Genomic DNA, 13560 nt, shown 5'->3' with positions numbered 1-13560 from the left:
TGTTCCCTCCGCCGGTTGTTACCGGTGGGATTTCGCCGGCGAAAGGACGACAACGACCATGACCATTCTTGTCGGGTATAAGCCCTCCGCTGAGTCGCGGGCCGCCTTGCGCACTGCCCTGCAGATCGCCGAACGTTCCGGAGAAAACGTCGTGGTCCTCAATGCTGGCCCTGGGGGCGAGCACCGCACTTCGTCGTCGATGACCGAAGAGACCCGGCGGGAGCTGAACTCCATCTTGGCAGCGTCCTCAGCCACCACCGAGTTCCGCGAGTATGCGCGTGGAAACACCACCATGGACGAGTTCAAAACCGTCGCGGCCGAGATTCGCCCCTCGATGATCGTCATCGGCATCCGCCACCGGTCCGGATTCGGCCGGTTGATGATGGGCTCGGTGGGCGATCAGATTCTGCAAGAAATGCACGAGCCGGTGCTGGCGGTCAAGGCCACCCAGGACCAGGACCTCACCTCACCGGATGCCACCCCGGAGATCACCGGGGATGCCGACCCGAAACAGGTGGAATCCTAGATGCTCACACCCCCATCGCCGAGTTCTGCACACGGGTACCCCATCGAGGTCATCACCGGTGATATCACCATCCTCGAGGTCGACGCGGTGGTCAATGCCGCCAATTCCTCCCTGCTCGGTGGTGGTGGCGTCGACGGAGCGATCCACCGCGCCGGCGGTCCCGCCATTCTGGAGGCCTGTCGTGCCCTACGGTCGGACAAGCTACCCGAGGGACTTCCCGCTGGCGAGGCCGTGGCCACCACGGCCGGGCATATGCCCGCTCGCTGGGTGATCCACACGGTCGGGCCGGTGTACTCCGTCAAACAGGACCGCACCGAAACCCTGAGATCCTGTTATCGGAAGTCTTTAGTGCTTGCCGATGAGCTCGGAGCCACTTCGGTGGCTTTCCCGGCGATCTCAGCCGGTGTCTACGGTTGGCCGATGGATGATGCCACCCGGATCGCCGCCCGAAGTTGCGCTGAGACTTTGGACGAGCTCGCTGCCCGCGAGGATGGGGCACCCACGGTGAAACAGGTGGTGTTGGTGGCCTATAACGACCAGGCCGAGGCCGGGTTCCGCGCGGGGGTTTCCAGCCTGGCTTAGTCCGCGTGCTGTGGCCGGTCAGTCTCCAGCCCGGCCAGCACCGTCCGCCACTTATCGGCCAAGGTGTCAACGTTCTCGTGGGCATTGAGCCCCGACGGTTGTGGCACCACCCATAATTGCACCTCATCAGGCCACTGCGCTAGCAACTCATAGGTGGCCCGGTCTGTCGCACTCAACCGCCCCAGCTGGGCCTGAGGTGCGTGATATGCGGTACGAAATGCTGTGATCCCGGCAATCGCCACAGCCACGGGGCGCAACTGCCCCACTCGCCGGATCAACCGTTGGCCACCTTCCCGGAGTTCTGCGGTGCTCAGCTGGTCAGCCCGGACAGTGGCACGTTGCACCAGATTCGTCATCCCGATTCCCGACGAGACCAGCTCATCGGCCAGCTCTGCACTCATTCCGGCACTGACATCGACCGGTTCCTGGAGCATCCCGGCACGGTACAGAGAGGGCCAGAACCGGTTTCCCGGGCGGGCGAACGGAGCGTTGACCGCCGCGGTCCACAACCCCGGGTTGATGCCACAGATCAACAGCCGCAACCGTTCTTCGGGATCGACCGGCAACACATCATCGGTGATCTCTGGATCGGTGGTATCCACCGCGTTCAAATCCTGGCGAGTGGGTTTGGCCCCACCCAGCGGAGATTCCCGTCGCGGCTGGGCCTTAACTCTGGGAACCGTCATCGGCCCCTCCATCAGATTCTTCGGCTTCTTCGGCGCGTTTGCGGGCCTGGTACTGTTTGAGTTCTTCGAGCTCTTCGGTGGTGAGGTTATCGATATCGACCGGCTCGCCGGTGTTCGGATCGATCTCCGGGATCGCCCCGGTGGATTCCGCAGTCCTTCGCGCCCGCTCTGCGTAGGCGTCTTCACCAGGTCCGGCCATATCCCGACCACGTTCCAGCCCAGCAATCGAGGAGGTAAAGACCGAGGAGGCATCCGAGGACCGGGTCAACGGCACCGAACCGGAATCCTGAGTCTCTGGGGTGGACTCAGCATCATCGCTATCGGAGTTCTGTGGCTTCGATGTGCCCGAGGATGCGGACTGTGCCGACTGATCTGCCCCGCGGACGGCCTCGTCCAGGGTCTCACCCGGACGGATCACCGGTAACTGCGAGATCACCGCGGGAGGTTCATTGGTGTCGTACCAGTTCTCCCAGCGGGACTGTTGTTGGTGCTGGTCTTGTGTTGCCTGCTGAGTCGTCTCGGACTCCGTGTTGGGCTTGGTCTGAGACGAGTCTGCACGATCGTTCTTACCCGGTGCCACGTGGGAGGACGATTCCGTCTGATTCAGCGGACCGCTGGGTTCCATGATGCGCATCCGGTAGATCACCTCGGGGTGCTCGGTGCGAATGAAGGTGGCGAGGTCTTCGCGCACCAGGCACCGCAGATCCCACAGTTCACCGTAGTTGCGGGCTGAAACCACGGCCCGAATATGCAACATGCCCGATGCCGCGTCGGTAACCTGCATCGAGGCGTCACGGCCGTCCCACAGGTCGGTGGAGGCAAGCAGGGCGCGCAACCGTTCACGCAGGTTGTCCATAGGCACCTGCCAGTCCACGTCGAATTCCACCACACCCGACAGTGCGGTGCCCACACGGGTGAAGTTTTCATACGGGGTGGTGGTGAAGTGGCTGGAAGGGAACAGAATCCGCCGACCGTCCCAAATCTTGAGCACCACATAGGACAGGGTGATATCTTCCACAGTGCCTTCGTAGTCGTCCATCGCCACCACGTCACCGACACGGATCGCATCGGTGAAGGCCAGCTGGATGCCGGCGAACACGTTGGTCAAGGTGGACTGGACTGCCAGGCCAGCAACCACCGAAATCAAGCCGGCCGAGGCAAGAAGACCTGCGCCCAACGCCCGCACCTGGGGAATCGCCAGCAGAATGGCCGACACCGCAATTACCACGATGACCGCAACTACGATGCGCCGGATGAGTTGCATCTGGGTTTGGATACGACGTTCACGCAAAGAACCAGTTCCGGCCACGTGATATTTATCGGCGATGCGCGACTCAATGAAGTTCACCACGCGCAACCCCAACCAGGCGAAGCTGGCTACCACACACACCAAAAGGATGAAGGCCAAACCCGAATACCAGGCCAAATCTCGGCCAGAGAGTCCCAACGCAATGCGGGCACCCAAAAAGACCAGGGCGAGAACCATCGGGGTATACAGGCGACGCAACTGAGCGTGGAAGGTCTTGCGCCGACGGAAGGCCATGGAGGTAACCACCACAATGATGCCAGCGACGACCAGGCCCACCAGGGCGCCGACAGCCAGATTAAGCACCACGCCCAGGACAGGCCCCAGCGATTCCACGTTGGAGGAGGCCGAATCTTGAACATTTTGGGGTAGCGCGTCTTCTACCTCGGCAAAGCCATCGGAGGTGGAGGGGCTCGGCTCTGCTGATTCAGGGGTCGAGGATGCTAAGAGGGTGAGTCCAGAAAGCATAATCTCCACTGTGCCATGCGGGTCTGAACTCAGGCTGAAAAGACCAAGGGGTTTCGTCACTCGAGAACGACGTAGACTAGCCAGTATGCTCAACATCACTGACCTGCGAGGCCGTCCCTTTGCTCCGGATCGTGATTTGCCCCGGGCAGAGGTCGATGTCACCGCCGCCGTGGAGAAAATTACCCCGATTCTGGCCGATGTGCGCCAACGTGGGGTCGCTGCGGTCTTAGCGGCTGGCGAGCGTTTCGACGGGGTGCGCCCCGACCAGCTACGGGTTCCCGCCAGCGTGCTTGCCCAGGCACTGATCGACTTGGACCCCTCGGTGCGGGTAGCACTGGAAGAATCCATTCGGCGGGCTCGTATGGTCCACCAGTCCCAGCGTGTCGAAGACACCGTGGTGCAACTGGCCGATGGCGCTCGCGTGGAGAACCACTGGGTCCCCATCCAGCGCGTGGGTCTGTACGTGCCCGGCGGGCGGGCTGTTTATCCCTCCTCGGTGGTGATGAACGTGGTCCCGGCCCAAGCGGCCGGAGTCGAGTCTCTGGCGGTGGCCACGCCCCCGCAACGAGAGTTCAACGGCCAGCCACATCCGGTGACCTTGGCCGCCTGTGCCCTGTTGGGCGTCGATGAGGTCTACGCTGCCGGTGGTGCTCAAGCCATTGCCATGTTTGCCTACGGCGTCCGAGAGGCTGAGCGTGCGGAGGACAATACCGCAGAAACCGGTCCGGCCGAGTCTGGGTGGGTGTGCCCGCCGGTGGATCTGATCACGGGGCCCGGAAACGTGTACGTCGCCGCTGCCAAGCGCGCCGTGATGGGAACCGTGGGCATTGATGCCGAGGCCGGTCCCTCCGAGATTGCCGTCATTGCCGATGAGACGGCAAACCCCGCCTGGGTTGCCGCCGATCTGATCAGCCAGTCCGAACATGACCCGATGGCTGCCTCAGTGCTGATCACCCATGCTGAGTCACTGGCCCAGGAGGTCAATGATCAGATCAATCAGCAGGTCCCCGGTTTGCCGTTGGAAGACCAAATCCGGGAGGCGCTAACCGGCCCGCAGTCGGGAATCTTAGTCGTCGAGGACCTGCCGGCTGCCATCACCGTGGCCAACGCTTATGCCACCGAGCACCTGGAGATTCATACTGCCGACCCTGAGGCGGTCGCCGAGCAGATTACCTCTGCCGGAGCAGTGTTTATCGGCGGGTACTCCCCGGTCCCGTTGGGAGACTATTCGGCCGGATCGAATCACGTGTTGCCGACCTCCGGCACGGCCCGACACTCCTCAGGGCTGAACACACTGAGCTTCATGCGCTTACAGCAACGCATCCGGTACTCAGCATCCGGACTGTCTGCAGTCACCCCCGGGATTGTGGCCCTGGCAGAATCGGAAGGCCTTCGCGCTCACGCCGAAGCTGTCTTAGCGCGCCAGCTCACCCCAGGCGCTCACCACAACTAACCCCAGACACCGGCCTCTGCCGGCCCAGAATCTCAGGCGCTGAGCCCGAGCTGACCAGTGACTTTATCGCGGTCTGAATGTTACGATCGCCTCATGACTGCAGAATCCGTGGGCTTTGCCATCGTGCTCCTGGCAGCCTTGTTGCTCTTGGGTAAATACCTTCGCGTGAAGGTCGGCCTCTTTCAGCGACTTTTCCTCCCCAGCGCCATTATCGCCGGCTTCCTCGGCCTGTTGATCGGTCCCGAAGTCCTGGGACGCCTGGGCGAGGCCCTGAACTGGTCTTGGTTGGAAAATGGTGGCCTGTTTACCGACGGAGCCTTTGAGGTGTGGGGCGAACTACCCGGACTGCTGATCTCCGTTGTTTTCGCAACCCTTTTCCTAGGCGAGACCATCCCCTCCCCCAAACGTGCTGCCAAATTAGTCGGGCCTCAACTGTCAATTGGTCTGGCCTACGGTTCTGGACAATACGTCGTCGGCATCCTGCTGGGGGTACTCGTGTTGGCCCCATTATTCGGTGTCGACCCCATTTTCGGTGCCCTCATCGAGGTCTCCTTTGAAGGTGGTCACGGCACGGCGGCCGGTATGCAACCGGCCTTCGAAGATATGGGCATCCCCGAAGCAACCGACCTTGCCTTAGCCATGGCGACCGTGGGTCTGGTGACAGGCATCATCATCGGTATTGCCGTGGTCAACTGGGGTGTGCGCACCGGTCGAACCCGGGTGATTAAGCAGGTCTCTGAGCAGTCTGCCTCCGAGCTGCGCGGTCTCTACAGCGATACCGAACACGTCCGTACCGGCGTGATGACCTCTCGCCCCAGTTCCATCGAGCCGCTCACCCTCCACGTAGCGATCGTGGGTTTGGCCATCATTATCGGCTGGGTATTGCTGGAAGGCCTCGTGTGGGTCGAAGACCAGCTGTGGGGCCAGCCCGACTCTGTCTGGCCCGGAGCTGACGGCGAAGGTCTCACTCTGCTGGGCTATGTCCCCCTGTTCCCTCTGGCGATGATCGGTGGCGTCATCATCCAGTTCGTGCTCGATCGCACCGGTAAGAGTTACCTGGTGGATCAAGAAACCATGAAACGCATTCAGGGTCTCGCCCTGGACATCTTGATCGTGGCCGCTCTGGCCACCATCTCGCTCGAGGTCATCGCGGATTACTGGCAGACCTTCTTAATTCTTTCTCTGGCCGGCGTATTGTTCGGCACGTTCATGTTGCTGTTCTTCACCCCGCGGATTATCCCCTCCTTTTGGCTCGAACGCGGTATCGCGGACTTCGGTCAGTCTATGGGTGTCACCGCCACCGGTCTGGTGCTGTTGCGGGTGGCCGACCCCGAGGACAAGTCTCCGGCCATGGAGGCCTTCGGCTATAAGCAGCTCTTCTTCGAACCCTTCTTCGGTGGCGGTCTGGTCACCGCACTGTCCATCCCGGTCATCTTCGCGACCGGCAACCCCTATTGGATTTTGGTCCCAATGGCGATCCTGTTCATCGTCTCCATCACCGCGGGCATGATCTACAACCGTGGGGTCAAGAAGGGCAGATGGACCGACCCTTCCGAACAGGCCGCCAGCGAAGGCGTCTAGTCGCGCCCCTTCGCACCGTCAATGCACAGGACCCGGTAGCAGGGAGCTCGCCGTACCTGTGATCCGCTGTAGCGCCTCAGGCGGGTGAGAAAAACAACAGCTTCGGCTTGGGGTTAGTCATATGGCGTTTACCTAGCGTTGTCTGGCGAATAACCCAGAGCCCCTAAATTTGTACGGCGTGATTGAGACAGCCCACGCCAAAGTCCCGACCCCACCGGGGGGTGGGACGGAGGTAATTCTCTCCGGGGTGTCTCGACTTTTCAGCGATGGTACGGGTCTCCACCCCGTCGACCTACACTTTCGCCCCGGAGAATTCGTCAGCATTCTCGGACCTTCGGGTTGTGGCAAATCCACACTTCTGCGTTGCCTAGCCGGACTCGAAATTCCCGATGACGGCGCGATCACATTCGGTCAACGCACCGTCTCGGCTCCGGGCCAGAAACCAATCCCGACTAATCGACGTCGGATTGGAATGGTGTTCCAGGACCTCGCTCTGTGGCCACACCTGTCCGTCACAGACAACGTTGCTTTCCCGCTCAGGGTCTCCGCGGCACCTAAGAAGACGATCGCGCCCCGTGTCAACGAAGTACTAGAACGAGTCGGCATGGAAGAGTTCGCTCGTAAAATGCCCCACCAGCTATCCGGAGGCCAGCAACAGCGCGTGGCGATCGCACGCGCTGTTATTTCAGCACCCGAGTTGCTCCTACTGGACGAGCCTTTCTCCGCTCTGGACGCGACATTACGCGCCCAACTCGGGATGGAACTGGTAGAACTCGCCTCTCGGCTGAACCTCACCACCCTTTATGTCACCCACGACCAGCAAGAAGCGATGTCCATGAGCCAGCGCATCGTGGTCATGCGTGCAGGCTCCCTGCAACAGTTCGATACCCCAGAGGCCCTCTACCAAAAACCAGCCAACGAATTCGTAGCCGGATTCGTGGGCAGGTTCAACCGCTTGCCACAGTACGAGTCCCAGATCGAAGGCCACGTTGTGGGCGTCCGCCCAGAGAACGTCACTGTCACCGGGCCCCTTGACCATGATCCGGTCACGGAACCGGTGCACGACTCTGCAGGACTAGATCTGGAGGCTACAACGGTGTCCTGTCTGTACACCGGTGGTGGCTACCTCATTCGTTGCGAGGTCCACGGTAGCGACCCCTGGCAGGTTGACTCCACCGATCCCTACGAGCCGGGCACACCCATTGGTCTCCGTGTCGACTCTGCCCATCTCTTGCACCTTACCTAGCCTCACGCACTATCCGAACATCAACCGAGAGGAGCACCCGTGCGAGTCAGCACTCATCACCCCACCAACCACCTTCACCTGCTTGGAGCCGTGAGCCTGATTGCCACCCTGGGCCTAGCTGGTTGTGGGTCAGTCGAGGACACTAACGGCGACGGAGCAGACAACGGAACGAACAACAACGGTACTACGACGTCCGATACAACTGACAGCGACATTGGCTGGGAAGCACCTGAAGATCTAGACGGTTCAGTTACCCTCTACGCTGCGAACCCTCAGGGGTTGAACGAAGAGCTGGCCGATGAGTTCACAAAAGCCACCGGCGTTGATGTCGAGATCTATGGCGATACCACGGGATCGATCACGGCTCGTTTGGATGCCGAGTGGGACAACCCTCAAGCCGATGTGGTCTACATCGCTTCCTGGGGCCCGGCAGCCGCCTACGCCAAAGATGGTCACGTGGCAGACTACACCCCTGAATTCGCCGACAGCATCCACGAGGACTGGAGGGGGGACGGCTTCTACGGCCGTGACGGTTCTGCCCTGGCGCTAACTGTTAATACCAACGCTGCCCCCTCGATGCCTGGCGACTGGGAAGATCTCACCGGCCAAGAGTTCGAGAACCTCGTGTTGATGCCCGATCCCCGCGAATCCGGCACCGCTCGCGACCTCATTGCAGCCATGGTCTCTACATGGGGCAAGGACGAGACATGGGAGCTATTCGACGAACTTTTCGAGAACGGAATGGATGTTCAAGGGGCGAATGGTCCGGCGCTTGATGCGGTCACTGCTGGTTCCTACGCGGTGGTGCTTGGCGGAGTCGATTACTCCGCCTACTCGGCCATTGAAGAAGGCGAGTCGCTCGAAGTCGTGTTCGCCGATTCGGGGACCATGGTCTCCCCGCGCCCCTTCTTCATTTTGGAGGAAGCTCCGAACCGTGAAAATGCCGAAGCACTGGTCGATTTCTTCCTCTCCCACGAGGGCCAGACCATCTCCGCTGAGCACAATATGATCCCCGCACAGCCCGAGGTACCAGCGGAGCACGTGGACTACGACGATGTCGACCTGCTGGACTACGATCTCGACGCTCTTGAAGACGAAGGTGAAGAGTTGCTCGACGAGTTCGTCTCCCGCTACTTGAGCTAAGACGAATCCTTTAATGGCCTTATCTGCACCTGAACGCCACGCTAGGAATGTGGCCACACCACTGCTGATCTTGCTGATCATTGGTGTGGCCGCACCCCTGGTCATGGTGCTCATCCGCGCGCTAACCGGCTATGGTGATCAACCATCCGCGTTACCGGAGCTCACCAATCCCCACCACCTCCGCACCCTCGGCAACACCATCGTGCTAGGTGTCATGGTAGTCGCCATTGCGACCGCCATGGCCGCGCCACTAGCGTTCCTGATGTCCTGGACCCGGATGCGCTCTCACCGGTGGATCGACGTCGTGGTCATGTTGCCCTTTATGACCCCGCCTTATGTCTCCGCCATGGCGTGGATTGACCTTACCCGCTACAACGGACTCGGCGATCAGTTCTTCGGCGCGACTGGAGGTGATCTTCTTCGGTTTATAATCATGAGCCCCTTCGGGATGGCTTTGATCATGGCCAGCGAGGTCTTCACTTTCCTATATCTGATCCTGCGCAACTATCTTGATTCTGTCCCGGCCAGCTCCGATGAGGCCGCTGCAGTCGCTGGCGCGTCCGCCGGACAACGGTTCCGCCTTATCCTCTTGCCCCTGTGTACCCCCACCTACTCGCTTGGGGCACTGATCGTATTCATCCGGGCCGCCGGTGAATTCGGTACCCCGGTGACTCTAGGAAACCAAATCGGTTTCCCTGTGCTGGTATCTGAGATCTACCGCTCTGTGACGATTAATCCGCTCGATTTTCCCACCGCTGCAGCACTGTCCAGCGTGTTGCTGGCCTTGGGGTGTACCGTCTGGGTCATCCAACAGTGGGTCTCTCGGAAAGAACACCCGTTTGGGGGAAGAGCCCAACGCCGAACCACTGTGACGCTCAACCGCAGAACAGCAACAGCTGGTTGGTTCTGGTTTGGTCTCGTCGCTGTCGTGTCGGTGGTGATCCCCTACGTCGGGATCTTTCTGGGTGCCATGACGCTCTTGCGGTCACAACCGATCACCCTGGATAACCTCACCTTCGACTACTTCGGCTTGGTGCTGCAGTCCGCCGGTGGCCAACAGGCTTTGACGAACAGCACCCTACTAGCCCTGATTGCCACGACTCTGGCTACCATGGTCGGGATAGCGACCACGCTAGCTTCGACTCGTTTAAAACACCATCCCCTCGGACGTAGCATCGACTTGCTGGCAGTCGGGCCTGATACCGTGCCGACCATCGTGCTTGCCATCGGTCTTATCTTCTTATGGAACGCCCCGTGGCTACCGGCCACCCCATACAACTCACCCGCAATGCTCGTGCTGGGTTACACGCTGGTGCTTCTGCCGATGATAGTCCAAAACATTAAAACCTCCCGAAGCACGATCGACGAACGTTACCTGGAAGCTGCAATAACCTCCGGGGCGACCGGAGTACAAACGTTTTTCCGGATTACTTTGCCGTTACTGATGCCCGGCATTATTGCCGGGTGGTTGTTAGGGTTACTACTGGCCTTCCGCGAAGTCGTCATTTCATCGCTACTGCGCCCAGCCTCCTACGAATTGCTGTCCCCGTGGATAATGAGTCAATTTGATCAAGGCTTCCGGGCCGAAGCCATGGCTATGACGGTCATCGGCGTCTTGGGCTCCGCCGGTGTTCTCGTTCTGGTGGACACCATGCGTCGCCGGTACTTCGAGAAACGAGACTGACAAACCAATAAAAACTACTCACAGGTAGCTACTAATCACTGACAAATATGACCACACTCGCACTGATCTCAGACTTGCACATCGGGGCACCGGTCAAGGGGGTGGATCTCCCTGCCGAGCAAGCCCAGGCCGATGCTTATCAGGCCATCACCAACATGAAGGTCGCGGTGCTAAATTCTGGGGCGGATGCGGTGTTATGTGCCGGCGATATCTTTGACCGTCACAACCCCAGTCCACAGGCTCTGCAAACCGCTGAGGATCTCTTCGCTTCATTCGCCGACGCCCATCTACCGGCAGCACTCATCGGAGGCAATCACGATGCCGAGTCCCCGCTACCGGCCCGGTTGCGACTTCCAGGCTCGGCCCAATGGATCGGGCAGGGCGAGCTCGGACGGTCGGGGCCAGGGACCCTAGTCTGGGAACAGTTCGGGATAGCGATCCACGGCCAATCAGTCCGCCGGCGGAATGAGACTCAAGATCTCGCCAGCGGATATCCGCGCCCTGTAAAAGGGATGTGGAATTTGGGGCTCCTCCATACCTCATTGACCGGGTACTGGAGTCACCGGGACTGCGCGCCCACAACGTTGGAGACGTTGGAGGCGTCGTGTTACGACTGCTGGGTGTTGGGGCACGTACACCGCCCCATGGTCGTGGAAACCCACCCCTTAATTGCTTACCCGGGGAGCGTACATCTTCACCGGACAGGAGAACCAGGCGGCGAGGGCTTCGCTCTACTCCACCTCACCAACCAGGATGTCCCTCAGGTGGAGTTCTACCATGTGTGGACATCCGATACCTGAGGTGAAGTGAGTCGCGTCCCGGTTCACTCGCTGTCCGCCTTGCCGTGCCCCCGACACGCTCACACAGCGTCAGCGACCATGGCGAAGTCAGCGGACTGTGCACATCTCACCATTGACTGACTATCGGTTGTCCATAAAATTGCAAGTTTGACCTGATCTGGATAAGCTCGTGGTGCGCCGATCAAGGCCAAACGCACCGTGTGACAGGGGACGATCATAGACAACGAGGCAGCAATGAGCAGGACGAGCCGCGGTGCTGTTCTAGCTGTCAGTGGCCCCCATCACCCCACGACACATTCCCCTTGCTTGTCCCTTCGGCCCCGCATAACCGGAAAAACCCCGCGCCCTGCTGACCGGCTCATCTGGATCGAGCCGGTCAGCGTCTCTGCGTGTGCCCGCTGTCTTGTTCCTAGCCTTTCTGATCGGCCACCCGCTGTCGGCGGGCCGACCAGCAACGTTATTCCTCCCCAGCACGGTACTGACAGACGATGCCAGGGAATCTCTGGGCTTCGACGGCTCTTCCCCATGCTGGACTCTCCCTAGCGGGGGGAGCAACGATGAGTCAACGCCAACGCACGCATCACTGCACAGCTAACGAGACGAGAAGAAGAGGGACATCACATGTATGACGCAGTCATTATTGGAGCCGGTTTCGGGGGACTCGGACAGGCAGCGGCGTTGAAGCATCACGGGATCGACAATTTCGTCATTCTGGAACGGGCCGATGACGTCGGGGGCGTATGGAGGGATAACACCTACCCGGGAGTCGCCTGCGATACCCAATCTGTTATTTACTGCTTCAGCTACGACCTCCACCTCGAAGCGTCCTCGATGTATGCTCCCGGACACGAGCTACACGCCTATCTCAAGAATTTCACGACGAAGTTTGGCATCCTGCCACACCTACGTACTCACGCTGACGTCACTCAGGCGCGCTGGGATTCCGCAACGCGCACCTGGACCGTCTCGCTGAGAAACGGCGAGTCTCTACAGACTCGAGCAGTGATCTCGGCATGTGGCCAACTGGGAACCCCGTATACGCCAAACTTTCCTGGCCTCGATACCTTCGAGGGCGAGCAGTTTCATGCCTCGCGTTGGCGCCACGACATCGATCTCGCGGGAAAACGAGTCGCTTCAATTGGTGCCGCGGCCACGGCTATCCAGTACGTGCCAGAGATTGCACCCGAGGTTGCCCACCTTGATGTCTTCCAGCGCTCGGCCAATTACATTCTTCCGCGAGAAGAACAGCTCTTTGACACCCAAACACGTGAAGCAATGCACACGGATCCGGAGGTCTTTCGCGACGTCCGGGAGTTTATCTATAACGATCGCGAAACCGGTTTCTACCGGACCCTGGAGGGAACCGCTGCTTCCGAAGAAGGCAAACGGCAGGCGCTGGGATTCCTCGAACGCGAAATCACCGACCCTGAGCTACTCGAGAAGTTGACTCCGGATTTCCCCTACGGGTGTAAGCGCACGCTCCGTAGCGACGCGTTCTACCCGACGCTACGTCGATATAACGTGGACCTGGTGACCGAAGAGATTCGAGAGGTGACCCCGCAAGGAATCATCACTGCGGACGGAGAGCTGCACGAGCTCGATGTCATCATCTTTGCCACCGGTTTCCAGCGTCAGAAGTTCATCGATGATATTGACATCATCGGAACTGATGGCGTCGATCTCGCTCAGCGGTGGGGCATCAGCCCGGAAGCTTATTATGGCATCACAGTTGATGGCTACCCGAACCTCTTCCTCGTCTACGGACCGAACACAAATCTGAACCACAACTCGGTGGTGTCGATGCTGGAAATTCAGCACGACTACATCGCTGATTTCATTAAACGGATCTCCTCCGGTTCGATGCATGCTGTCGAGGTTGATGCCGATGCGCTAGCTCGCGTGAACGAAAAGATCCAGAAAGAGCTCGAGGCTTCGTCCTATTCCGCTGATTGTTCCTCCTGGTTCAAGAACTCCGAAGGGCGCGTCACGAACAATTGGAGTAGCACCGTCGAAGACTACCGGGTTGCCCTCAAGACTCCGCACTTCCAGGACTACACGGTGGTATAGCTATGGCTCACCACGACC

At 59.9% G+C, this 13560-nt stretch carries 11 protein-coding genes; 9 read left to right on the top strand and 2 right to left on the bottom strand.

Annotated features, from left to right (window positions below; genetic code table 11):
- Positions 1 to 58: 58 nt before the first annotated feature.
- Together DCC27_RS11420 and DCC27_RS11415 are read left to right on the top strand one after the other, a co-directional pair.
- A complete protein-coding gene (locus tag DCC27_RS11420) occupies positions 59 to 526 on the top strand; it encodes a universal stress protein (RefSeq protein ID WP_110100737.1) in 468 nt (155 codons plus the stop codon).
- Positions 527 to 1108: an O-acetyl-ADP-ribose deacetylase gene (locus DCC27_RS11415; protein ID WP_110100738.1), complete on the top strand. Its 582-nt coding sequence runs from the start codon at positions 527 to 529 to the stop codon at positions 1106 to 1108. It abuts the gene before it with no gap.
- Here the strand turns inward: DCC27_RS11415 and DCC27_RS11410 are convergent.
- Entirely contained in the window at positions 1105 to 1794 is a 690-nt protein-coding gene (locus DCC27_RS11410; RefSeq protein ID WP_110100779.1) for a mismatch-specific DNA-glycosylase, read from the bottom strand. The genes DCC27_RS11415 and DCC27_RS11410 overlap by 4 nt on opposite strands.
- On the bottom strand, positions 1775 to 3568 hold the full coding sequence (locus tag DCC27_RS11405; protein ID WP_158524721.1) for a mechanosensitive ion channel domain-containing protein: 1794 nt from the start codon (positions 3566 to 3568) through the stop codon (positions 1775 to 1777). The genes DCC27_RS11410 and DCC27_RS11405 overlap by 20 nt, the downstream gene beginning before the upstream one ends.
- Before the next feature lie 85 nt (positions 3569 to 3653).
- Between DCC27_RS11405 and hisD the strand changes: the two genes are divergently transcribed.
- The 7 genes from hisD to DCC27_RS11370 all read left to right on the top strand — a co-directional run bounded on the left by hisD (position 3654) and on the right by DCC27_RS11370 (position 13542).
- Complete coding sequence (gene hisD, locus DCC27_RS11400; RefSeq protein WP_110100740.1) at positions 3654 to 5021, top strand: histidinol dehydrogenase; 1368 nt, start codon at positions 3654 to 3656, stop codon at positions 5019 to 5021.
- A gap of 93 nt (positions 5022 to 5114) precedes the next feature.
- Positions 5115 to 6602 (top strand): sodium/glutamate symporter, encoded by a 1488-nt coding sequence (locus DCC27_RS11395; RefSeq protein ID WP_110098086.1) that lies wholly within the window; start codon positions 5115 to 5117, stop codon positions 6600 to 6602.
- A gap of 178 nt (positions 6603 to 6780) precedes the next feature.
- A complete protein-coding gene (locus tag DCC27_RS11390; RefSeq protein WP_210403479.1) occupies positions 6781 to 7848 on the top strand; it encodes an ABC transporter ATP-binding protein in 1068 nt (355 codons plus the stop codon).
- Positions 7849 to 7887: 39 nt separating this feature from the next.
- A complete protein-coding gene (locus DCC27_RS11385) occupies positions 7888 to 8991 on the top strand; it encodes an extracellular solute-binding protein (RefSeq protein ID WP_199445865.1) in 1104 nt (367 codons plus the stop codon).
- Between the two features lie 49 nt (positions 8992 to 9040).
- Complete coding sequence (locus tag DCC27_RS11380; protein ID WP_210403478.1) at positions 9041 to 10675, top strand: iron ABC transporter permease; 1635 nt, start codon at positions 9041 to 9043, stop codon at positions 10673 to 10675.
- A gap of 47 nt (positions 10676 to 10722) precedes the next feature.
- Positions 10723 to 11475 (top strand): DNA repair exonuclease, encoded by a 753-nt coding sequence (locus DCC27_RS11375; protein ID WP_110100742.1) that lies wholly within the window; start codon positions 10723 to 10725, stop codon positions 11473 to 11475.
- Between the two features lie 621 nt (positions 11476 to 12096).
- Positions 12097 to 13542 (top strand): NAD(P)/FAD-dependent oxidoreductase, encoded by a 1446-nt coding sequence (locus DCC27_RS11370; RefSeq protein ID WP_110110620.1) that lies wholly within the window; start codon positions 12097 to 12099, stop codon positions 13540 to 13542.
- Positions 13543 to 13560: the final 18 nt, after the last annotated feature.

It is taken from the genome of Auritidibacter sp. NML130574, assembly GCF_003185725.2.
Taxonomy (GTDB): Bacteria; Actinomycetota; Actinomycetes; order Actinomycetales; family Micrococcaceae; genus Auritidibacter; species Auritidibacter ignavus.
The sequence above is the reverse complement of the archived record's forward strand: the minus strand, read 5'-3'. Positions and strand labels throughout refer to the sequence as shown.